Consider the following 20376-nt stretch of genomic DNA (forward strand, 5'->3'; position numbering starts at 1 on the left):
GCCTGTCAAGGATCAGGTCTTACCAAGGCGTGCGGGGTCGTTCTATGATGGACCGAACGAATGGTCGGTTGGGAAGTGGGACGGATGGACACGACACACTCCAGCCCCCCGGGGGCGGACGGCACCGAGCCGGTTCTCCAGCGGCACTTCGACGCGACGATCGCGCGGGACCAGCGGATCGAGCCGCGCGACTGGATGCCGGAGGGCTACCGGAAGACACTGATCCGGCAGATCGCGCAGCACGCGCACTCGGAGATCATCGGCATGCAGCCGGAGGGCGAGTGGATCACCCGCGCGCCGTCGCTGCGCCGCAAGGCCATTCTGTTCGCGAAGGTCCAGGACGAGGCCGGGCACGGGCTGTACCTGTACTCGGCGGCGGAGACGCTGGGCGCCGACCGCGCGGATCTGACCGAGCGGCTGATCGAGGGCCGCCAGAAGTACTCCTCGATCTTCAACTACCCCACCCTGAGCTTCGCGGACGTCGGGGTGATCGGCTGGTTCGTGGACGGCGCGGCGATCTGCAACCAGGTGCCGCTGTGCCGCTCGTCGTACGGGCCGTACGCGCGCGCGATGGTGCGGATCTGCAAGGAGGAGTCGTTCCACCAGCGGCAGGGCTACGAGCTGCTGATGACGATGATGCGCGGCACCGAGGCGCAGCGCGAGATGGTGCAGGACGCCGTGGACCGCTGGTGGTGGCCGTCGCTGATGATGTTCGGCCCGCCCGACGACGCCTCGCCCAACTCCGCCCAGTCCATGGCCTGGAAGATCAAGCGGCACAGCAACGACGAGCTGCGTCAGCGCTTCGTCGACATGACCGTCCCGCAGGCCGAGAAGCTCGGCGTCACGCTCCCCGACCCGGAGCTGCGCTGGAACGAGGAGCGGGGCCACCACGACTTCGGCACGCCCGACTGGGACGAGCTGATGCGGGTCATCAAGGGCGACGGCCCGTGCAACGCCCAGCGGATGGAGCGGCGCCGCAGCGCCCACGAGGAGGGCGCCTGGGTGCGCGAGGCGGCCACCGCCCACGCGGCCAAGCAGGCGTCCCGCGAGCGGAAGGGAGCGGTGGCATGACCGCCGAGAAGCAGAACTGGCCGCTGTACGAGGTGTTCGTGCGCGGCAAGCGCGGCCTGAACCACGTCCACGTGGGCTCGCTGCACGCCGCCGACGACCGCATGGCCCTCACCCACGCCCGCGACCTGTACACGCGGCGCAACGAGGGCGTGTCCATCTGGGTCGTGCGCTCGGAGCACATCACCGCCTCCACCCGCGACGAGAAGGACCCCTTCTTCGCGCCCAGCGCCGACAAGGTCTACCGGCACCCGACCTTCTACGACATCCCCGCCGACGTCCCGCACATCTGAAGGAGAGGGCATGAGTGACGACCACGTCTACCTGACCCTCGCCGAGGGGCACGAGGACGACGCCCGCTGGGCCTACGGCACCGGCTTCGAGGACCCGCTGCACGGCGTGGACACCGCCGTGCCCGAGGGTGTCGACGCCGGTGAACTGGCGGATCTCTGCGTCACTTTGGCCGACGACGCCCTGGTCTCGGCCCAGCGGCTCGCCGAGTGGACCACCCGGGCCCCCGAGCTGGAGGAGGAGGTGGCCCTCGCCAACATCGGACTCGACCTGCTCGGCCAGGCCCGCCTGCTCTACTCCCGTGCCGGCCAGGTCGACGGCACCGGGCGCGGCGAGGACGCCTTCGCCTACTTCCGTGACGCCGGCGACTTCCGCAGCGTACGCCTGGCCGAACTGCCCAACGGGGACTTCGCGTTCTCGATCGTGCGGCTGCTGGTGCTCTCCAGCTGGCGCCTCGCGCACTTCGAGCGGCTCACGGCCCACCGCGACCCGGTGCTCGCGGCGATCGCCGCCAAGGGCGTGAAGGAACTGGCGTACCACCGGCAGTACGCGGCCGAGTGGGCGGTGCGCCTGGGCGACGGCACCGAGGAGTCGCACCGCCGGATGCGCAGGGCGCAGGAGCAGGTGGCGCCCTACCTGGGCGAGCTGTTCACGGCGTGTGACGTCCGGGACGAGGTCGTGGCGGTCCTCCGCCAGGTCACCGAGGCCGCCGGACTGCCCATGCCCGTCTACGGCCCACTGCCCGGTTCGGGCCGCGCCGGGGAGCACACCGGGCATCTCGCCCCGCTGCTGGCCGAGTTGCAGGGCGTGGCCCGCGCCCACCCGGAGGCGACATGGTGACGACACTGCTGGACGCGCGACGGGCCCGGCGCATCGCCGAGCAGGTGCCCGACCCCGAGCTGCCCATGCTCACGCTGGCCGACCTGGGCGTCCTGCGGGGCGTCGAGATGACCGAGGGCGGCACCGTCGTCGCGAGCCTGACGCCGACCTACTCGGGCTGCCCGGCCATGGCGGAGATGCGCGCCGGCGTGGCCGCCCGGCTGCGCGACGCCGGGTACGCGCGCGTGGAGATCCGCACCGTCCTGGACCCGCCGTGGACCAGCGACTGGATCACTCCGGCCGGCCGACGCAAGCTCGCCGAGCACGGCATCGCCCCGCCCGGGGCCGCGCCCGTCCGCGCCGCCGGCCCGGTCCCGCTCGTGCTGGCGCCGACCCGCCGCTCCGTGCCCTGCCCCCGCTGCGGCAGCGCGGACACCGAGGAGACCTCGCGCTTCGCCGCCACGTCCTGCAAGGCCCTGTGGCGCTGCCTCGCCTGCCGCGAGCCGTTCGAGTACGTCAAGGAGATCTGATGGAGGACCTGATGGAGCCGGCCCCCGCCCCGGCGGCACGCGCGCGTGCCCGCCGACGTCCGGTCTTCCACCCCCTGCGGGTCGCCGCCGTGCAGCCGCTGTGCGAGGACGCGGCAGCCGTCAGTTTCGACATCCCCGCCGAGCTGGCCGAGGAGTTCGCCTTCGCGCCCGGCCAGTCGCTCACGCTGCGGCGCGAGGTCGACGGCCGCGACGAACGCCGCTCCTACTCGATCTGCTCGCCGGTGGGCGCGGCACCGCGCATCGGCGTGCGCGTGGTGCCGGGCGGCCTCTTCTCGTCCTGGCTGGTGCACGACGTACGCCCCGGCGACACCGTCGAGGTGATGGCCCCCACCGGCGCCTTCACTCCCGACCTCGGCACCCCCGGCCACCACGTCCTCGTCGCGGCCGGCTCCGGCATCACGCCCATGGTCTCCATCGCCGAGTCCGTCCTCGCCGCCGACCCTCGCTCGACGGTCACCCTCTTCTACGGCAACCGCCGCACCGGCACGGTGATGTTCGCCGACGAGCTGGCCGACCTGAAGGACCTCTACCCGACGCGTTTCCAGCTCGCCCACGTCCTGTCCCGCGAGCCCCGCGAGGCGGAGGTGCTCTCCGGCCGCCTCGACGCCGAGCGGCTGTCGGCACTCGTCGGCGCGCTGGTCGACGTGGAGTCCGCCGACCACTGGTGGCTGTGCGGCCCGCACGGCATGGTCCGCGCCGCCCAACAGGTACTCGAAGGCCTCGGCGTGCCCGGCGACCGCGTCCACCAGGAGCTGTTCTACGCCGACGACGAGCCCGTCCGCGAGGTCCGCCACGCGGAGACCGGCCCCTCCGGCCCGGTCAGCCAGGTCACCGTCATCCTCGACGGCCGCTCCACCACCTCCGCCCTGCCCCGGGAGCGGACCATCCTCGAAGGCGCCCAGCAGACCCGCCCCGACCTGCCGTTCGCCTGCAAGGGCGGCGTCTGCGGCACCTGCCGCGCCCTGGTCACCGACGGCAAGGCCGACATGCGCCGCAACTTCGCCCTCGAACCGGCCGAGGTCGACGCGGGGTACGTCCTCACGTGCCAGTCGTTCCCGGTGTCGGACGCCCTGACGGTGGACTTCGACACCTGACCGGAGCCGCACCGCAGTTCCCTGTCCGTCAGGTGGTCCGCAGCACGCGCAACGCCGTGAGGGCCACGTGGAGTTCGGTGCGGCGCTCGCCGGATTCGAGGTCGGTGTCGAGGAGGCGTTCGATGGTGCGCAGGCGCTGGTACATGGTCTCCCTGGACAGGCCGCCGCGACGGGCCGCCGTGGTCTTGTTGCCGGCGGCGTCGAGGTAGTGGCCCAGGGTCGTCAGCAGGTCGGTGCCGTGCCGGGTGTCGTGGTCGATGAGCCGGCCGAGGCGCCGCTCGGTGTAGTCCTGGATCCGGGGATCCTCGCGCAGCGCGTACAGCAGGCGGCGCAGGTCGATGTCCGGCAGCTCGTGGAAGGAGCGGTCCGCGGGAAGGGGCTGGCCGGGCGGGGTGGCCTCCGTGACGCGGGCCGCCTCCCGGAAGGAGCGGGCGATGTCGGCGAGGTCCGCGACCTCCGAGCCGACGCTCACGAGCGCCTCCGGGGACAGACCCAGCGCGGTGCGGCTCAGGCGCTCGGCCACCGGACGCCAGGGCTGGGCGGCGCGCAGGGCCAGCAGGACACCGAGGCGGCCGGGGGAGAGCTCCCCGACGAGCGCCGCGACACCCGCCGACCGGAGCTCCCGGTGCAGCCGGGCCTCCGGCTCGGTCCCCGCGGCACCGGGGCCCAGGTCGACGAGCAGTGCCAGGTAGCGGCTGTCCTCGGTGGGCAGGCCCAGCGCGGCGCAGCGGGCCCGGGCGTCCTCGGCGGAGGGGTGGCGCTGCTCCGCCAGTTCCCGCAGGGCGTTGCGGTGGGCCGTGTGCTCCCATGGCGTGGCGTGGATGAGGCGGGCGACGGTCAGCGCCATCGCCGTTCTCTCCAGGACGGTGATGTGCTCCGGTCCGAAGGCCGGCCCGTCGGCGGGCAGCATCGCCAGCCGGCCCCAGCGTTCGCCCTGGTAGGAGACGGGCGCGGTGAGCCAGCCCTCCGGTCCGCCCACGCCGGTGTGGTCGCCGGGCCCGGTGGCCCGGGAGCGCTGCTCCCAGCCGGTGAGCGCCTCCCGCACCGTGCTGCCCGACGGCTCGCAGATCAGCGCCTGGTGCGCCAGGTTCTCCAGGACGACCGTGCGGCCGCTCATCTCCGCCGCCGCGTGCACCACGTCCTCCGGCCCCGCACCGCGCAGGGTGAGCGCGGTGAACGCCTCGTGGATCCGCTGGGTCCGGCGCATCGCCTCGGCCTGGTTGCCGAGGATGAGCGCGTGGACGACCTGGGTGACCTCCAGGAAGTTGACGTCCCGGGCGAGGGTCACCAGGGGCAGGCCCCGGGCGCGGCAGGCCTGGACGAGGGCATCGGGCGCGCGGTGGTAGCGCCGCACCAGCTCGATGACCAGGGCCGCCGCTCCCACTTCGGTGAGTTCGTCGACGTACCGGCGGACGCCCGCGGCGTCCTCGGGCAGGGGCATGCCCGTGGTCAGGACCAGCTCGCCGCCCTTGAGGAAGGAGGCCGGGTCCGTCAGCTCGGTGATGTGCACCCAGCGCACCGGCCGGTCCAGATACGGCAGCCCGGTGACGACCTGGGGCTGTCCGGCGGCCAGGACGGGCAGGGCCAGCACGTCGGCGACGGTCGGCGCGCGACCGGCCGGGGCCTTCGGGTGGTTCTCGTTCACGGTGTCTCCCTGCTCGCCCGGTCACTCTGACAAGCGGCACTGACCTGCGCAAGAGCTGCCCATGGGTGGGGCGGGCGGTACCCGAGGGGTTCGGCGGTTGACACAACGTCCGAACAACGCGTTCCGGCTGGACAGATCACGCGTTGTCGCCGTTCGCGGGGGCCTGGATGCTCGGTTACCGGAGCTGAGCCAAGCAACCACACCTCGACGTACGGCCGGGAGACAACATGACCGCACTGTCGCCGCACCTTCGCCAGGCCACGCCCGTGGTGGCGGCCCGGGGCGAGGGCGTCCACCTCTACGGTGAGGACGGCCGCCGCTACCTCGACTTCACCGCCGGCATCGGCGTCACCAGCACCGGGCACTGCCACCCCAAGGTCGTGGCGGCGGCGCAGGAGCAGGTGGGCACGCTGATCCATGGCCAGTACACGACCGTCATGCACCAGCCGCTGCGCCGTCTCGTCGACAAGCTGGGCGAGGTGCTGCCGGCCGGCCTCGACAGCCTGTTCTTCACCAACTCCGGCAGCGAGGCCGTCGAGGCGGCACTGCGGCTCGCCCGCCAGGCCACCGGCCGGCCCAACGTCATCGTCTGCCACGGCGGTTTCCACGGCCGTACCGTCGCCGCCGCGTCCATGACCACCTCCGGCATCCGCTTCCGGTCCGGCTTCTCCCCGCTGATGAGCGGTGTGGTCGTCACCCCGTTCCCGACGGCCTTCCGGTACGGCTGGGACGAGGAGACCGCGACCCGTTTTGCCCTGCGGGAGCTCGACTACACCCTCCAGACGATCTCGTCGCCCGCCGACACGGCCGCGATCATCGTCGAGCCGGTGCTCGGCGAGGGCGGCTACGTGCCCGCGAACCGCGCCTTCATGGAAGGGCTGCGCGAGCGGGCGGACCGGCACGGCTTCCTGCTGATCCTCGACGAGGTGCAGACCGGCGTCGGCCGCACCGGACGCTTCTGGGGCCACGACCACTTCGGCGTCACGCCCGACATCCTCGTCACCGCCAAGGGCCTGGCCAGCGGCTTCCCCCTCTCCGGCATCGCCGCCTCCGAGGAACTGATGACCAAGGCGTGGCCCGGCTCGCAGGGCGGTACGTACGGCGCCAACGCCGTCGCCTGCGCCGCCGCCTGCGCGACCCTCGACGTCGTCCGCGACGAGAAGCTCGTCGAGAACGCCGAGGCGATGGGCAAGCGGCTGCGCCACGGCCTGGAGGCCGTGGCCGACCGGACCCCGGGCATCGGCGACGTCCGCGGCCTCGGACTCATGCTCGCCACCGAGTTCGTCACCGAGGACGGCAGCCCCGACCCCGAGACCGCCGCCCGCGTGCAGCGCGCCGCCATCGACGAGGGCCTGCTCCTGCTGCTGTGCGGCGCCTGGAACCAGGTGGTCCGTATGATCCCCGCCCTCGTGATCGACGAGGCGGGTGTGGACGAGGGTCTCCAGGCCTGGACGAACGCCGTGGAGGCCGGTACGTCGGGAGCGGCGGAGCGATGACGACAGCCACCCGCGACCTGGCGGGTCTGACGGACCGCATCGCCGAGATCGCGCCCGGCCTGCGGGTGGAGACCGGTCCGGGGGCGACGGGCCCTTACGCCTACGACGCCTCCAACTACCGTGTGCTGCCGCGGGCCGTGGCCTTCCCGCGCACCGCCGACGACGTGGTCGCGGTGCTGCGGGCCTGCCGGGAGGCGGGCATCCCGGTCACGGCCCGGGGTGGTGGCACGAGCATGGCGGGCAACGCTGTTGGCGCGGGTGTTGTTCTGGACTTCTCCCGGTACATGAACCGGATCCTGGACATCGACGTCGAGGCGCGTACCGCGCGGGTGGAGGCGGGTGTCGTCCTGGACGCGCTGCGCAGTGCGACCGCCCTGCACGGGCTGGACTTCGGCCCGGACCCGTCCTCGCACAGCCGCTGCACCCTCGGCGGCATGATCGGCAACGACGCGTGCGGCAACCGGTCGGTGCGGGACGGGCGGACCAGCGGCCATGTCGAGGCCCTGGAGATCGTGACGGCCGACGGCGTGCGGGCCGTGGCCGACCACTCCGGGCTGCGGGCCGCCGAGCCGGGCGACGCGGAGGCTGTGCGGCGCGTCGCTCGGCTCGAAGCCGGCCTCAGGCGGCTGGTCGAGGACAACCTGGCGCTGATCCGTACCGAGCTGGGCCGGATCCCGCGTCAGGTGTCAGGTTTCCAGCTGCAGCACCTGCTGCCGGAGAACGGGTTCGATCTGGCTCGTGCTCTGGTGGGCACCGAGGGCACCTGTGCGGTCGTCACCGCCGCGACGGTCCGCCTGGTGGCGACCGCACAGGCATCGACGCTGCTGACGCTCGGCTACGAGGATGTGGTCGAGGCGGCCGAGGACGTGCCGGAGATCCTGCGCTGGTCGCCCAGCGCCGTGGAGGGCATGGACGAGGCGATCGTGGCCACCATGCGCGCCCGCCGCGGCGCGGACTCCGTCACCGGGCTGCCCGAGGGGCGGGCCTGGCTGTACGTCGAGCTCGAAGGCGACGACCAGGCAGCGGTCAACGCCCGGGCCGCTGAGCTGCTGGATGTGCTCAAGGCGCGGGGGCGGATGACCGGCGGCCGGGTCGTGGAGAGCCCGGCGGAGCGGCGTTCGCTGTGGCGGGTGCGGGAGGACGGGGCCGGGCTGGCCGCCCGCCTCGTAGATGGTGGCGAGTCCTGGCCGGGCTGGGAGGACGCGGCCGTCGCGCCCGAGAACCTGGCCGCCTACCTGCGCGACTTCCGCAAGCTGCTGGCCTCGCACCAGCTGACGGGCGTGCTGTACGGGCACTTCGGCGCGGGCTGCGTCCACGTACGCATCGACTTCGACCCGGCCACCGAGACCGGCCGGACGGTCATGCGCCGCTTCCTTACCGAGGCGGCCGCGCTGGTGGTCGAGCACGGCGGCACCCTGTCGGGCGAGCACGGTGACGGGCGGGCCCGCAGCGAACTGCTCCAGGTCATGTACAGCCACCGCATGATCGCCGCGTTCGCCGCGTTCAAGAAGACCTTCGACCCCGAGGGGCTGCTGAATCCCGGTGTGATCGTCGACCCCGCACCGCTCGACGCGGACCTCGCGCTTCGTGAACTCCCGCTGCTGGACACGACGTTCAACTTTCCCCATGACGAGGACGGTTTCGCGGGCGCCGTGCGCCGCTGCGTGGGTGTCGGCCGGTGCCGCAGTGACGCGGGCGGGGTGATGTGCCCAAGCTACCGGGCCACGGGCGAGGAGAACGCCTCCACCCGCGGCCGGGCCCGCATGCTCCAGGAGATGGTGCGCGGCGAGGCGATCGAGGACGGCTGGCGCTCGACCGAGGTGCGCGACGCCCTTGATCTGTGCCTGTCCTGTAAGGCCTGCTCCAGCGACTGCCCGGTCGGTGTCGACATGGCCACCTACAAGGCGGAGTTCCTCCACCACCACTACAAGGGCAGACTCCGGCCCCGCTCCCACTACTCACTGGGCTGGCTGCCCAGGACCTCCGCCCTGGCCGGATACGCCGCACGACCAGTCAACGCCCTGTTGCGCGGACCGCTCGGCAAGCTCCTCGCCCGCCTTGGAGGCGTTACTACCAAGCGCAGGATCCCCGCCTTCGCCTCCCGCCGCGCCCTGCGCAAGACCCTGCGCGCGGCCAAGGCAGCAGAGGCGGCGAAGGCCGTGCTGTTCGTGGACAGCTTCACCCGCGCCTTCCGCCCCGAGATCGCCGGAGCCGCGAGCCGCGTGCTGGCCGACGCGGGCGTCCCCTGCACGCCGCAGGACGGCCTGTGCTGCGGACTGACCTGGGTCAGCACCGGACAGCTGAACATCGCCCGCAAGATCATGACCCGTACCGTCGCCGCCCTGGACAACGGTGACGGCCGGCCGATCATCGTGGCCGAGCCCAGCTGCGCCGCCGCCCTCAAACGCGACGTGCCCGAACTCCTCGGCACCGAGGCCGCCCGGCGCGTCGCCGACCGGGTCCACACCTTCACCGGGGCCCTCACCGACCTCGCCGATGAGGACTGGAGCCCGCCGCCGCTGCCCGAGAACGTCGTGCTCCAGACCCACTGCCACGAGTACGCCACCTTCAAGGGCCGCCGCCCCGCCGACCTCCTGCGCCGGCTCGGCGTAGGCGGCGTCGACGAGGCCGAGGGCTGCTGCGGCCTCGCCGGCAACTTCGGCTTCGAGGCGGAGCACTACGACACCTCCATGGCCGTCGCGGACCTGGCCCTCAAGCCCCGCATCGACAACCTCGGCGGACGCCCCGTCGTGGCCGACGGCTTCAGCTGCGCCACCCAGATCGACCACCTCGCCGGTGACCGGGGCATCCGCGCCCTGCACCTCGCCGAACTCCTCGACCCCGCCGCCGATCACACAGGAGAGACATCATGACCGAGGTACTGACCCAGTTGTTCATCGGCGGGGCCTGGGTGGACGCCGCGGACGGCGCCACCATGCCCGTCGACGACCCCGCGACCGGCGAGATCCTCTGCCACGTCGCCGACGCCGGCCCCAAGGACGCCCGGCTCGCCGAGGAAGCCGCCGTCCAGGCCCAGGCCGAGTGGGCGCGTACGGCACCCCGGGCCCGCAGCGAGATCCTGCGCCGCGCCCACGAGATCATCCTCGAGCGCACCGACGAACTCGCCCACCTGATGACGTCCGAGATGGGCAAGCCGCTCTCCGAGGCCAGGGGAGAGGTGGCGTACGCCGCCGAGTTCTTCCGCTGGTTCTCCGAGGAGGCCGTCCGCATCGACGGCGGCTGCGGCACCCTGCCCGACGGCCGCAACCGCATGCTGCTCTCCCGCCGCCCGGTCGGCCCCTGCCTGCTGATCACGCCGTGGAACTTCCCGCTGGCCATGGGCACCCGCAAGATCGGCCCGGCCATCGCGGCGGGCTGCACGATGGTCCTCAAGCCGGCCCCGCAGACCCCGCTGTCCAGCCTCGCACTGGCCGGGATCCTGAAGGAGGCCGGGCTGCCGGACGGTGTGCTGAACGTCGTCACCACCTCCCGTGCCGGAGAGGTCTGCGAGCCCCTCCTGCGCGGCGGCCGGATCCGCAAGCTGTCCTTCACCGGTTCCACGGCCGTCGGCCGGCTGCTGCTCGCCCAGTGCGCCGACACCGTCGTACGCACGTCGATGGAGCTGGGCGGCAACGCGCCGTTCATCGTCTTCGACGACGCCGACCTGGACGTGGCCGTGGACGGTGCGATGGTCGCCAAGATGCGCAACATGGGCGAGGCCTGCACCGCGGCCAACCGCTTCTTCGTGCACCGGTCGGTGGCCGACGAGTTCGCACGACGCCTCGCCGAGCGCATGGGCGCGCTCGTGGTGGGCCCCGGTACGCGGGACGGCGTCGACGTCGGCCCGCTCATCGACGCCGCCGGACGCGCCAAGGTGCAGGAACTCGTCACCGACGCGGTGGAGCGCGGCGCCCGCGTGCTCGTCGGCGGCCGTACGCCCGAGGGGCCCGGCTGCTTCTACCCGCCGACCGTGCTCGCCGACGTCGACCCCGGCAGCCGCCTGATGGACACGGAGATCTTCGGGCCGGTCGCCGCGATCCTCACCTTCGACGACGAGGACGAGGTCCTGCGCCGCGCCAACGACACGCCCTGGGGTCTGGTCGGTTACGTCTTCACCCAGGGTCTGGACCGCGGGCTGCGCGTCAGCGAGGGTCTGGAGGTGGGCATGGTGGGGCTGAACACCGGCCTCGTCTCCAACCCGGCCGCGCCGTTCGGCGGGGTCAAGCAGTCCGGTCTCGGCCGCGAGGGCGGCCGGGTCGGGATCGAAGAGTTCCTGGAGTACCAGTACGTCGCGGTGCCCGTGCGCTGACGGCGTCCTCGAACGACACATCGGCGTCCCTGAACGACACATCGGAGCAGAGCACCATGGCGAGACCCCACACGGACGGTGAAGCCGACTGGGAGCGCGTCCGCGCGGCCTACCCGGAGCAGCTGCCCCTGCTGAACCTGAACAACGCGGCCGTGAGCCCGCCGCCCCTGGTCGTCGAGCAGGCGACGATCGAGGCCTACCGGCTGGTCAACCGGAACCCCGACCGCAACATGTGGAGCAACCTCGACCTGGCGCTCCCCGAGACCAAGGCGGAACTCGCCGGGCTCATCGACTGCGACCCCGGCGAGATCGCACTGAACCGGAACTCCACCGAGGGCCTGTGCACGGCGATCTTCGGTATCCCGCTGGCCGCCGGCGACCAGGTCGTCATCTCGCACTGGGACTACCCGAGCGTGCGCGCCGCCTGGTTCCAGCGGCAGGAACGCGAGGGCATCGAGGTCGCCACCGCCGACTACGACCTCATGGACAGCGACGACGAGATCTTCGAGGCGTACGCGGCGGTCCTGACCCCGCGCACCCGTGTCCTGCAGATCACCCACATGTCCCACTGGACGGGACGCGTCGTGCCGGCGAAGCGGCTGTGCCGGCTGGCGAAGGACAACGGGACGCTCACCGTGGTGGACGGGGCCCAGACCTTCGCGCAGATGCCGGTCAGCTTCCGTGACCTGGACTGCGACTTCTTCGTCACCAGTCTGCACAAGTGGATGGGCGCGCCGGTCGGCAACGGCATGCTGGTCGTCAGGGAGGGAGTCATCGACCGTACGTGGCCCCTGCTGGCCCCCTTCGATCCGCCGCCGCTGCGCGTCGACAAGTTCGACCACTGGAACCTCGGCACGTACAACTCGGCCCTCCAGGCCGGCATCCTGCCGGCGGCGCGCTTCCACCGGGAGATCGGGGCGGCGGCCGTCCACGCGCGCGTGCGGGAGCTGACCCGCTACTGGGTGGAGCGCGCCAAGGGCATCCCCGGGTTCCGGCTGCACACGCCGCTGGACACCGACACCCTGGGCGCGGTGAGCCTGTTCTCGATCGACGGCCTGGACGCCAGAGCGGTGGAACAGGAGCTCCGGGACGAGCACCAGGTGCATGTGAAATACCGGGAGGTACGGCACCTGAGCGGCATGCGCGTGTCGCCCCACATCTACATGCGGGAGAGCGAGCTCGACCGCTTCGTGGAGGCACTCGCGGAAGTGGTGGAGAAGCAGCGCGCCGGCCGCACCTGACCCGGAAACGCGTCACGCCCCCTGCCGCCGGCCGGCAGCAGGGGGCCCTGTCATGTGGGCCGGGCTGTCAGGCGCCCAGGCGGCGGTCGCTGATGCCGGACGCCGTGTCGGCGACCAGGCGGCCCCACTCGGGCAGCCGGTCCGCGTCGTAGCGAGAGTCCGGCATGGAGACGGCCACGGAGGCGAGCGGTGTGCCGTCCTCGTCCAGGACGGGCGCGGCGATCGCGCAGACGTCGGGGCGGTACTGGTTGCGGTTGAGGGCGTAGCCGTCCGTGCGCACCCGCTTCAGCTCGGCGCGCAGCTCGGCCGGGTCGACCGGCGTCGCGTCGCTGTAGCGCTCCAGCCGGTGCGCGACCAGTTCGTCCACGTCGGCGGGCGGCAGATGGGCCAGGATCGCGCGCCCGGTGGCGGTGGCGTGCAGGGGAGAGGTGTCGCCGATCGCGTAGTACGTCCGCACCGCGTGAGCGCAGTCCACCCGGTCGACGACGACCATGCACTGCAGCGCGTCCGGCACCGACAGGTGGATCGTCTCGTTCAGCGCGTCCCGCAGCCGGATCATGGGCTCCCGCGCCGCCGCGAACAGGCTCGATCCCTGCAGCGCCGCCGGCCGTACGGCGAGCACCCGCGCGCCGATCTCCCAGCGGGTGGTGTCCTTGCGGTTCGCCCGCAGCCATCCCGCCTCGTTCAGGCTGACCAGCGTGCGCTGCACCGTCGACTTGGGCAGGCCGAAGAGCTTCGTCAACTCGCCCACCGTCACGGGCTGGTGGTGCGCGACCGCCTCCAGGATGCGCAGCGACCTGGTCACGCTCTTCATTTCCATCGGGGCCCCGTCAGTTCTCGTTCGTCGGTCTCACCTCTTGACTCCCTCCTGGAGTCGCGGGCATGATCGTGCCGGATTCTAGCACGGCGTTCCACATTACGGCACGCAGTGGGAATCCGGCCATCCCGCGGTGATGCACGGTGGCAGCGCCCTGACCGCGCCTGCCCCCGCGGGGTGGCCCCCTGCGCCCGGCCCTCCCCCGGCCGGGCGCAGGGCAGTGGCGGTCGTCCGGACGTGAGAAAGGGCCGGCTCCCACGCTGATGCGCGGGGGCCGGCCCTCGGTCGATGCCGGGCTCTCGTTCAGGCGCCCAGGCGGCGACCCGTGATCTCGGCCGCGGTGTCGGCGACGAGGCGGCCCCATTCCGGCAGCCGGTCCGCGTCGTAGCGCGAGTCGGGCATGGAGATGGCCACGGTGGCCAGGGGCGTGCCCGACTCGTCGAGGACGGGCGCCGCGATCGCGCAGACGTCCGGCCGGTACTGGTTGCGGTTGACCGCGTATCCGTCGGCGCGGATACGGTCCAGCTCGGCGCGCAGTTCGTCCGGGTCGGTGGGCGTCGTGTCGCTGTAGCGCTCCAGCCCCTGCGCGACGAGCTCCTCGACGTCCTGCTTCGGCAGGTGGGCCAGGACGGCACGCCCGGTCGCGGTGGCGTGCAGGGGCGAGGTGTCGCCGACGGTGTGGAACGTCCGTACGGCGTGAGAGCAGTCCACGCGGTCCACCACGACCATGCACTGCAACGCGTCCGGCACCGACAGGTGGATCGTCTCGTTCACCCGGTCCCGCAGGCGGACCATGGGCTCGCGTGCGGCGGCGAAGAGGCTGGACCCCTGGAGGGCGGCGGGCCGTACGGCCAGCACGCGGGCGCCGATCTCCCAGCGGGTGGTGTCCTTGCGGTTGGCCCGCAGCCAGCCGGCTTCGGCCAGCGTGACCAGGGTGCGCTGCACGGTCGACTTCGGAAGGCCGAAGAGCTTCGTCAGTTCCCCCACGGTGACCGGCTGATGCTGGGCGACCGCCTCCAGGATGCGCAGCGACCTGGTGACGCTCTTCATTTCCATCTGGTTTCCCCCTGTTAATCCTCAGAATCTCTCGCGGACACCTCTTGACTCCCCTGGGAGCCACTGTCATTCTCTGTGCCAGATACTAGCACAGCATTCCACAATGTGGCACGGCTCGCCGGAAGATCCCGAGGACGCAGCCGGAACTCCGAGACAGGGCGTTCGTGAGCCGAGGTCCCCCGAAGGACCCGCCCCCACCGCCCGAACCACCTCGAATCGAACAGCCTCACGCCGGGGGCTCAGCATGCGCCCCGGCGATACGAAAGGAAAGCCCCGTGTCAGCTGCCAGGAAGCGAGTCGCCGTCGTCGGTGTGGGAACCATGGGCAGCCAGGCCGCCTGGCGCCTCGCCGCCCGTGGCGCGGAGGTCGTCGCCTACGACCGCTTCGCCCCCGGCCACGACCGCAGCGCCGCCGGTGGCGAGACCCGCATCTTCCGCAGCGCGCACTTCGAGGACTCCCGCTACGTCCCGCTCCTCAAGCACGCCGACGCCCTCTGGGAGGAGCTCCAGCAGGAGACCGGCCGCGAGCTGCGCCGCCTGACCGGATGCCTGCTGATGGGGTCCACCGAGCACCAGCAGATGGCCACCGTCCTGGAGTCCATCGCCGAGCACGGCCTCGATCACGAGGTGCTCGACGCCGACGCCCTGGCCAAGCGCTTCCCGCAGTACCGGCTGGAGGACGGCGACGCGGCCGTGCTCGACCGCCGCGCCGGCTTCATCCGGCCCGAGCTGACCGTCCAGACCGCGGCCCGTCGCGCCGAGCAGCTGGGTGCCCGCATCGAGCGCTACACGCCGGTGCGCGAGATCAGCCCGGCCGGCGGCGGGGTGGAGGTACGCACCGACTCCGGCAGCGAGCGCTTCGACGCGGTCGTCGTCACCGTCGGCCCCTGGGTGAACGACCTGCTTCCCGACCTGCCGTGGGAGGTGGACATCCGCCGCCTGATCAGCGCCTGGTACGTCCCCACGACCGACGCCTGGTTCGGCGAGGAGCGCCCCGCGTTCATCCGCACGACCCCCACGCACTGCTACGGACTGCCCTCCCCGGACGGCGTCTCCGTCAAGCTCGGCCTGTCCCGCGCGCTGCACAAGCCCGCCGGCGACCCCAACGCGCTGGACCGCACCGTCCAGCCGGAGGAGCTGGACATCTTCACCGAGCAGATCCGCCGCTATCTGCCGGATCTGCATCCGGACCCGACCCGCCTGGCCGTCTACATGGAGGGCTACACCGAGAGCAGCCGCCCGCTGATCGGCCCGCTGCCCGGCGCCGACAACGTCGTACTGCTCGCCGGGTTCTCCGGCCACGGCTTCAAGCTCTCGCCCGCCTTCGGGGACATCGCCGCCGACCTCGCACTGGACGGCACCACCGCCCAGCCCATCGACTTCGTGTCCACCGTCGGCCGCACCGCGGCCTGAACCGTCCCGACCACCATCCGGCACATCCGGCAAGGAGCACCCCATGGCCACGAGGAAACGCGTCGCCGTCGTCGGGACCGGCACGGTGGGCAGCCAGGCCGCCTGGCGGCTGGCGGCCCGGGGCGCGGAGGTCGTCGCCTACGACCGGTTCGCCCCCGGTCACGACCGCAGCGCCGCCGGCGGTGAGACCCGGGTCTTCCGCAGCGTGCAGACCGACGACGGCCGCTACGTGCCGCTCGTCCGGCACGCCGACGCCCTCTGGGAGCAACTGCAGGCGGAGACCGGACGGGAACTGCGCCGCCTGACGGGGGCCCTGTTCATGGGGCCGGCCGACGACCCCGAGATGCGCACCGTCCTGGACGTCATCGCCGAGCACGGCCTCGACCACGAGGTCATCGACCCGGAGGCGCTGGCCAAGCGGTTCCCGCTGTTCCGGGCCGACGACGGCGACGTGGTCGTTCTCGACCGCCGCGCGGGCTTCGTCCGCCCCGAGCTGACCGTGCAGACCGCGGCCCGCCGTGCCGAGGAACTGGGCGCCGGCATCCGCCGTTACACCCCGGTGCGGGAGGTCAGGCCCGTCGCCGGGGGAGGCGTGCAGATCCGTACGGACACCGGTACGGAGCGTTTCGACGCCGCGGTCGTCACCCCGGGCCCCTGGGTGGGCGACCTGCTGCCGGACCTGCCGTGGCAGGTGGACGTCTACCGGGCGATCAGCGCCTGGTTCCTGCCCACCGAGGACCACCCGGCCGGTGAGGAGCGCCCCGCCTTCATCCGCACGGGCGGCACCCACTTCTACGGCATCCCCTCCCCGGACGGCCTCTCCGTCAAGCTCGGCCTGTCCCAGGCCCACCACAAGGCCGTGGACGACCCGAACCGGCTGAACCGGACCGTCGCGCCCGAGGAACTGGAGACCTTCACGGCGATGGTGCGGCGCCACCTGCCCGGCCTGAACCCCGACCCGGTCCGCGTCTCCGCCTACATGGAGGGCTACACCGGCAGCACCCGCCCGCTGGTCGGCCCCCTGCCGGACTGCGACGACATCATCCTGCTGGCCGGCTTCTCCGGCCAGGGCTTCAAGCTCTCGCCCGCCCTGGGCGACATCGCCGCGGACCTCGCCCTGGAGGGCCGCACCTCCCAGCCGATCGACTTCATCAGCACGCTCGACCGCACCACAGCCTGAATGAGGAACGACATGACACTCACCGTAGGCCCGCTCCGTGCCGAGCCGGGCCGCAAGACCCGGGGCACGATCCCCGTGGACCTCGGACCCACGACCGTCGAGATCCCGCTCGTCCTCGTCAACGGCTCCCGCCCCGGACCCCGGGTCGTCATCACCGGCGGCGTCCACGGCGGCGAGTTCGTCGGCGTCGACGCGGCGACCCGCCTCAGCGGGCTCCTGGAGCCGGACGACGTCACCGGCCAGGTGGTGATCTGCCCCGTGGCCAACCCGCCGGCCGTGTACGACGGCCGCCTGGGCAAGTCGCCGCTGGACGACGTCAACATCAACCGCGTCTTCCCCGGCGACCCCGACGGAGGGCCCACCGAGCGGCTGGCGGCCTGGCTCTTCGAGCACGTCGTCTCCGGTGCCGACGCCTACGCGGACCTGCACAGCGGCGGCATCGACGAGACCCTGATCGACTTCGTCGGCTACCGCCTGACCTCCGACGCGGACCTCGACGCCAGGACACGGGCCATGGCCCACGCCGTCGGCTACGAACGCGTCCTCTTCGGCCGCAACGCCGAGGGCGGCAACAGCCACGCCGCGGCCGCCCGTCAGGGCATCCCGGCCATCCTCATCGAGACCGGCCAGCTCGGTGAACGGGACCCCGACCAGACACGGGCCCTGCTCGACGGCCTGTATCGGCTCCTGCACCACCTCGGCGTCATCGAGGCACCCCAGCATGTCGCGCCCGTGACCGTGCGGCCGCGCGACTGGGTCTGGACCGGCTCCGTCGTCTCCCCGGCCACCGGCCTGTGGTACCCGGACGCGGCCACCGGCGACGCGGTGACCGTGGGTCAGTCCATCGGCCGCGTCATCGACCCGGCCGACGGCAGCGAACACAAGGTCACCGCCACCGCGACCGGACAGATCCTCTACGGCATGAACGGGCTCACCGTCGCCCCCGGCGCCGAACTCGCCGCCATCGCGGTGCCGCACGACTGACCGGCACCGCCCGCATACCCGCCACCCCCCCGCGAACCACCCACTCACCCCGAACAGCTGGTACCCACGCGCCAATTTCAGGAGATTTGTCATGAGTGATCCCATGATCGGTCGCAGAGCGCTCCTGCGCGGAGCCGGCGGCATCGCCGCCCTCGCCGCCCTGCCCTCCCTCTCGGCCTGCGGCACCGGCACCAGCCGCGCCGCGTCCGGCGGCGGCAAGGGCGGCGGCAAGTCGGTGGTCGTCCGCGACAGCGGAGGCACCTTCGGTGAGGCCCTCCAGAAGGCGGTCTACACGCCGTTCACCCAGGAGACCGGCATCAAGGTCCAGGTGGTCAACCTCCAGGGCACGCAGATGCTGGCCCAGATCAACCAGGGCCGCCCCCAGTTCGACCTCATCAACAACTCGATGATGGACCACATCAAGTTCGCGGCCCAGGACGCCCTGGAGCAGTTGGACCGCGACCGGATCAAGAGCCTGAAGAGCGCCAAGATCCCCGAGAACCAGATCACCGACCATGCCGTCGGCAACGGCTTCTACGCCCAGTGCATGGCGTACCGCACGGACGCCTTCGGCGGGCGTAAGCCCGAGTCGTGGGCGGACTTCTGGGACACCAAGGCGTTCAAGGGCAGCCGCTCCATGTGCAACCCGGACGCCGACCTGCCCGAGCTGGAGTTCGCGCTGCTGGCCGACGGCGTCCCGATGGACAAGCTCTACCCGCTCGATGTGGACCGCGCCTTCAAGGTGCTGAGCCGGCTCCGGTCCGACATCAAGAAGTTCTGGGACAGCGGCCCGCTCCCCGGTGTGCTCCTGAGCCGCCAGGAGGTGACGATGTCCACCGTATGGCACGGCCGGCTCGCCGATCTGACCAAGCAGGGAGTCCCGGTCGCGGCCCAGCTCAACGGTGCCCGCCGCCAGTTCCAGGGCTACGGCATCGCCAAGGGCGCGGCCCACGTCGACGCCGCCTACCAGCTCATGGACTTCGCGCTGCGTCCCGAGATCCAGGCCAACCTGGCCAAGACCTTCCCGTCAAACCCGTCTTCCCTGGCCGCCTACAAGCAGCTCAGCGAGAAGGAGCTCTCCACGCTCGCGGGTGCGCCGCAGTACTACGACAAGGGCTTCGACGCGGACATCGACTGGTGGATCAAGAACGAAGCCGCCGTCACCAAGCGCTGGTTGGAGTGGGCTCGTGGCTGAATTCGGTGTTGCCACACCGTCCGTCGAGGTGGCCGGCGGCAAGCCGGCCACCACGACCGGCAAAGCGCTGTCGGTGGTGGCCCTGCGCAAGACGTACGGGGACGTCGTCGCCGTCGACGAGGCGTCCATGGAGATCGCGGCCGGGGAGTTCGTCACCTTCCTCGGCGCCTCGGGGTCGGGCAAGACCACGACCCTGATGATGATCGCCGGGTTCTGCGAGCCGGACTCCGGCACCATCACCGTCGGGGACCGCGACGTCACGCGGCTCGCTCCGCAGAAGCGGAACCTCGGCTTCGTCTTCCAGCAGTACCTGCTCTTCCCGCACATGACCGTGCATGAGAACGTGGCCTTCCCGCTGACGCTGCGTGGAGTGCCGAAGGACGAGATCCGCCGGCGGGTGGGGGAGACCCTGGAGATCGCCGGCCTGTCCGGCTTCGGCAATCGTCGCCCTCGCGAGCTGTCCGGTGGCCAGCAGCAGCGCGTCGCCCTGTGCCGCGCGCTGGTCTACCGCCCGCCGGTGATCCTCATGGACGAGCCGCTCGGCGCCCTGGACAAGAAGCTGCGCGACCAGCTCCAGGTCGAGATCAAGTCCATTCAGCAGGAACTCGGCCTGACCGTCATCTATGTGACGCACGATCAGGAAGAGGCGCTGGTCATGTCGGACCGTATCGCGGTGATGCGCAACGGCCTGATCGAGCAGTTCGACACGCCCCGGGAGCTGTTCGAGCGCCCGAGGACCCCCTTCGTCGCGGACTTCCTCGGCGCGGCCAACTTCCTGCCCGGCCGCATCGAGCAGGACACCGACGAGCACACCCTGGTCCGCCTCGACCAGTCCGGCGGCCTGCTGAAGGCACGACGCCACGACCTGGCTTTCGGCACCCCGGTCAAGGTCGCCGTCCAGCCGGGCCGGCTGCGGGCCTGTGCCCCGGACGACGGTTTCTGTACCGGCACGGTCGAGACCGCCACCTACGTCGGCACTCTGGTCCGCGCCGGTGTACGCGTCGACGGCGGGGACGCGCCGCTGCTGCGGCTGGAGGTACCGGCCGGCCGCGGACCCGTCACCGGCGAGCGGGTCGGAATCAGCGCCGACCCGGACGACGTCAACCTCTTCCCCGTCGAACAGGGCGGGTGAGCCATGGCCGCCACCCTGACCGCGAACGCCCCCGCACGGCCGCGCAAGCTGCTGGCCTCCCGCAGAACGCGGGTCGGCATCCTGTA

At 72.0% G+C, this 20376-nt stretch carries 17 protein-coding genes; 14 read left to right on the forward strand and 3 right to left on the reverse strand.

Annotation, left to right across the window (positions count from 1 at the left end; translation table 11 throughout):
* Positions 1 to 84 precede the first annotated feature (84 nt).
* From paaA to paaE, 5 genes are read left to right on the forward strand one after another with little or no spacing between them, the layout of a single operon-like run.
* On the forward strand, positions 85 to 1071 hold the full coding sequence (gene paaA, locus IE255_RS18275) for a 1,2-phenylacetyl-CoA epoxidase subunit PaaA (protein ID WP_190051333.1): 987 nt from the start codon (positions 85 to 87) through the stop codon (positions 1069 to 1071).
* Positions 1068 to 1361, forward strand: coding sequence for a 1,2-phenylacetyl-CoA epoxidase subunit PaaB (gene paaB / locus IE255_RS18280; RefSeq protein ID WP_190051334.1), 294 nt, complete (start codon positions 1068 to 1070; stop codon positions 1359 to 1361). The genes paaA and paaB overlap by 4 nt, the downstream gene beginning before the upstream one ends.
* Positions 1362 to 1371: 10 nt before the next feature.
* Complete coding sequence (paaC, locus tag IE255_RS18285; RefSeq protein WP_190051335.1) at positions 1372 to 2199, forward strand: 1,2-phenylacetyl-CoA epoxidase subunit PaaC; 828 nt, start codon at positions 1372 to 1374, stop codon at positions 2197 to 2199.
* On the forward strand, positions 2193 to 2708 hold the full coding sequence (gene paaD / locus IE255_RS18290; protein WP_190051336.1) for a 1,2-phenylacetyl-CoA epoxidase subunit PaaD: 516 nt from the start codon (positions 2193 to 2195) through the stop codon (positions 2706 to 2708). The genes paaC and paaD overlap by 7 nt, the downstream gene beginning before the upstream one ends.
* Positions 2708 to 3823 (forward strand): 1,2-phenylacetyl-CoA epoxidase subunit PaaE, encoded by a 1116-nt coding sequence (gene paaE / locus IE255_RS18295; protein WP_229906458.1) that lies wholly within the window; start codon positions 2708 to 2710, stop codon positions 3821 to 3823. Before paaD ends, paaE begins: the two co-directional genes overlap by 1 nt.
* A 28-nt stretch (positions 3824 to 3851) precedes the next feature.
* Here the strand turns inward: paaE and IE255_RS18300 are convergent, their stop codons facing one another.
* On the reverse strand, positions 3852 to 5468 hold the full coding sequence (locus IE255_RS18300; RefSeq protein WP_190051337.1) for a PucR family transcriptional regulator: 1617 nt from the start codon (positions 5466 to 5468) through the stop codon (positions 3852 to 3854).
* 227 nt (positions 5469 to 5695) lie between these two features.
* Here IE255_RS18300 and IE255_RS18305 point away from each other — a divergent pair, with 227 nt between their 5' ends.
* Genes IE255_RS18305 through IE255_RS18320 form a run of 4 tightly spaced genes read left to right on the forward strand, consistent with a single transcriptional unit; the run spans position 5696 to position 12514 of the window.
* Positions 5696 to 6964: an aspartate aminotransferase family protein gene (locus IE255_RS18305; protein WP_190051338.1), complete on the forward strand. Its 1269-nt coding sequence runs from the start codon at positions 5696 to 5698 to the stop codon at positions 6962 to 6964.
* Positions 6961 to 9837 carry an FAD-binding and (Fe-S)-binding domain-containing protein gene (locus IE255_RS18310; protein ID WP_190051339.1) on the forward strand — a complete coding sequence of 959 codons (2877 nt, stop codon included), beginning with the start codon at positions 6961 to 6963 and terminating at the stop codon, positions 9835 to 9837. Before IE255_RS18305 ends, IE255_RS18310 begins: the two co-directional genes overlap by 4 nt.
* Positions 9834 to 11273, forward strand: a complete 1440-nt coding sequence (locus IE255_RS18315) for an NAD-dependent succinate-semialdehyde dehydrogenase (RefSeq protein WP_190051340.1) — start codon at positions 9834 to 9836, stop codon at positions 11271 to 11273. Before IE255_RS18310 ends, IE255_RS18315 begins: the two co-directional genes overlap by 4 nt.
* 56 nt (positions 11274 to 11329) lie before the next feature.
* Positions 11330 to 12514 (forward strand): aminotransferase class V-fold PLP-dependent enzyme, encoded by a 1185-nt coding sequence (locus IE255_RS18320; RefSeq protein WP_190051341.1) that lies wholly within the window; start codon positions 11330 to 11332, stop codon positions 12512 to 12514.
* A 67-nt stretch (positions 12515 to 12581) separates the two neighbouring features.
* Here IE255_RS18320 and IE255_RS18325 read toward each other — a convergent pair whose 3' ends face one another.
* The gene (locus tag IE255_RS18325; RefSeq protein WP_190051389.1) at positions 12582 to 13328 is read right to left on the reverse strand and encodes an IclR family transcriptional regulator; all 747 of its coding nucleotides are present in this window, start codon (positions 13326 to 13328) and stop codon (positions 12582 to 12584) included.
* Positions 13329 to 13634: 306 nt separating this feature from the next.
* Positions 13635 to 14381, reverse strand: coding sequence for an IclR family transcriptional regulator (locus tag IE255_RS18330; RefSeq protein ID WP_190051390.1), 747 nt, complete (start codon positions 14379 to 14381; stop codon positions 13635 to 13637).
* Between the two features lie 281 nt (positions 14382 to 14662).
* Here IE255_RS18330 and solA (IE255_RS18335) point away from each other — a divergent pair, with 281 nt between their 5' ends.
* The 5 genes from solA (IE255_RS18335) to IE255_RS18355 all read left to right on the forward strand — a co-directional run bounded on the left by solA (IE255_RS18335) (position 14663) and on the right by IE255_RS18355 (position 20290).
* Positions 14663 to 15799 (forward strand): N-methyl-L-tryptophan oxidase, encoded by a 1137-nt coding sequence (solA, locus tag IE255_RS18335; RefSeq protein WP_190051342.1) that lies wholly within the window; start codon positions 14663 to 14665, stop codon positions 15797 to 15799.
* A gap of 43 nt (positions 15800 to 15842) precedes the next feature.
* Complete coding sequence (solA, locus tag IE255_RS18340) at positions 15843 to 16979, forward strand: N-methyl-L-tryptophan oxidase (protein ID WP_190051343.1); 1137 nt, start codon at positions 15843 to 15845, stop codon at positions 16977 to 16979.
* Positions 16980 to 16991: 12 nt separating this feature from the next.
* Positions 16992 to 17963 carry a succinylglutamate desuccinylase/aspartoacylase family protein gene (locus IE255_RS18345; RefSeq protein WP_229906459.1) on the forward strand — a complete coding sequence of 324 codons (972 nt, stop codon included), beginning with the start codon at positions 16992 to 16994 and terminating at the stop codon, positions 17961 to 17963.
* Positions 17964 to 18054: 91 nt separating this feature from the next.
* Entirely contained in the window at positions 18055 to 19158 is a 1104-nt protein-coding gene (locus tag IE255_RS18350) for an ABC transporter substrate-binding protein (protein WP_190051345.1), read from the forward strand.
* The gene (locus tag IE255_RS18355) at positions 19151 to 20290 is read left to right on the forward strand and encodes an ABC transporter ATP-binding protein (RefSeq protein WP_190051346.1); all 1140 of its coding nucleotides are present in this window, start codon (positions 19151 to 19153) and stop codon (positions 20288 to 20290) included. The genes IE255_RS18350 and IE255_RS18355 overlap by 8 nt, the downstream gene beginning before the upstream one ends.
* Positions 20291 to 20376: the final 86 nt, after the last annotated feature.

It is taken from the genome of Streptomyces lomondensis, assembly GCF_014651035.1.
GTDB classification, from domain to species: domain Bacteria; phylum Actinomycetota; class Actinomycetes; order Streptomycetales; family Streptomycetaceae; genus Streptomyces; species Streptomyces lomondensis.

What these genes read in the sequence shown, in the direction of transcription:
- IE255_RS18315 (WP_190051340.1), top strand. Translation starts at nt 9,834, where the DNA reads ATGACCGAGGTACTGACCCAGTTGTTCATCGGCGGGGCCTGGGTGGAC.
- IE255_RS18325 (WP_190051389.1), bottom strand. Translation starts at nt 13,328, where the DNA reads ATGAAGAGCGTGACCAGGTCGCTGCGCATCCTGGAGGCGGTCGCGCAC.
- IE255_RS18310 (WP_190051339.1), top strand. Translation starts at nt 6,961, where the DNA reads ATGACGACAGCCACCCGCGACCTGGCGGGTCTGACGGACCGCATCGCC.
- IE255_RS18305 (WP_190051338.1), top strand. Translation starts at nt 5,696, where the DNA reads ATGACCGCACTGTCGCCGCACCTTCGCCAGGCCACGCCCGTGGTGGCG.
- IE255_RS18345 (WP_229906459.1), top strand. Translation starts at nt 16,992, where the DNA reads ATGACACTCACCGTAGGCCCGCTCCGTGCCGAGCCGGGCCGCAAGACC.
- paaC (WP_190051335.1), top strand. Translation starts at nt 1,372, where the DNA reads ATGAGTGACGACCACGTCTACCTGACCCTCGCCGAGGGGCACGAGGAC.
- IE255_RS18320 (WP_190051341.1), top strand. Translation starts at nt 11,330, where the DNA reads ATGGCGAGACCCCACACGGACGGTGAAGCCGACTGGGAGCGCGTCCGC.
- paaE (WP_229906458.1), top strand. Translation starts at nt 2,708, where the DNA reads ATGGAGGACCTGATGGAGCCGGCCCCCGCCCCGGCGGCACGCGCGCGT.
- IE255_RS18330 (WP_190051390.1), bottom strand. Translation starts at nt 14,381, where the DNA reads ATGAAGAGCGTCACCAGGTCGCTGCGCATCCTGGAGGCGGTCGCCCAG.
- paaD (WP_190051336.1), top strand. Translation starts at nt 2,193, where the DNA reads ATGGTGACGACACTGCTGGACGCGCGACGGGCCCGGCGCATCGCCGAG.
- IE255_RS18350 (WP_190051345.1), top strand. Translation starts at nt 18,055, where the DNA reads ATGAGTGATCCCATGATCGGTCGCAGAGCGCTCCTGCGCGGAGCCGGC.
- solA (WP_190051343.1), top strand. Translation starts at nt 15,843, where the DNA reads ATGGCCACGAGGAAACGCGTCGCCGTCGTCGGGACCGGCACGGTGGGC.
- paaA (WP_190051333.1), top strand. Translation starts at nt 85, where the DNA reads ATGGACACGACACACTCCAGCCCCCCGGGGGCGGACGGCACCGAGCCG.
- paaB (WP_190051334.1), top strand. Translation starts at nt 1,068, where the DNA reads ATGACCGCCGAGAAGCAGAACTGGCCGCTGTACGAGGTGTTCGTGCGC.